At 38.1% G+C, this 882-nt stretch carries 1 protein-coding gene; it reads left to right on the top strand.

The annotated features are described in order from the left end of the window. Positions 1–534: 534 nt before the first annotated feature. Positions 535–882 (top strand): KxYKxGKxW signal peptide domain-containing protein (locus AOQ32_RS08360; RefSeq protein ID WP_199504905.1); only part of this gene is annotated, 348 nt, incomplete at its 3' end.

The following is an 882-nucleotide window of genomic DNA, read 5'->3' as shown; positions in this document are numbered from 1 at the left end:
TTAACATAATGTGCCTTAACCCAAGTAAAAAAAGCAGCTCCCAGCAATTGGGGCCTGCTTTTTCTTTTCTTAAAATGGCTTTTGCTCTGAACTGAAAACATTTCTCAGAGCCTCCTAGGTGCTAATCTAAGAACCACTACTTTGCCAATAACTTGCTGGGCGAGCTACCCCATATCCAATGATTCATTGCCCAGTTGCACGCTACTTCAACCTTCGGACGTGGTTTGGACGGAACAACTGCCTCCTTCCTTACGGGTACACGCCTGTCCCGTCTCAGCCTTATAGGGTAACGGCCTTAAGGAAATCAAAAGCCGTCACAGTAACTAAATAATTCATTATACAATAAACTCATAGACCTTATGGGAAGATTACTATATGTATCTTCGTTTAAAATATTCTCATTTCAAAAGGACTACGCTTAGAATATATTATAATTGAGAGGGGGGGGAATATTGTGAAACACTATAAATAGTTAACTAGAAAAAATTATCAAAACCATTAAACTTAATAATAAAATCAGAAAAGGATTATAATATGCCATTAAACCATACTACAAAGAACCATTTCAAGATGTACAAGAACGGAAAGTTCTGGATTATCGCTGGATTAGTGGTAAGCGCAGGAATGATTTCAGGACATTCAGTATCTGCGGATACTGTCACTAATCCAAATCAGCCACAACAAGCACAACAAGCTGACGAAACAAAGGCATCAACAGAAACCTCTTCTCAAAATTCAGAAAAGGATACTCCTAGACAGTCTCTTGAAGACCAATTAAAGGACGCTAAGCAAAACGTTGAACAGACACAACAAAATGTTGACCAAACGCAAAACCAAGTATCTCATGATACTGATACGTTAAATCAATTGAACAATCAAGCT

Origin of the sequence: Fructobacillus tropaeoli (assembly GCF_001047135.2) — a bacterium.
GTDB lineage: Bacteria > Bacillota > Bacilli > Lactobacillales > Lactobacillaceae > Fructobacillus > Fructobacillus tropaeoli.
Note: the sequence above shows the minus strand (reverse complement) of the source record. Positions and strands in the feature narration are given on the sequence as shown.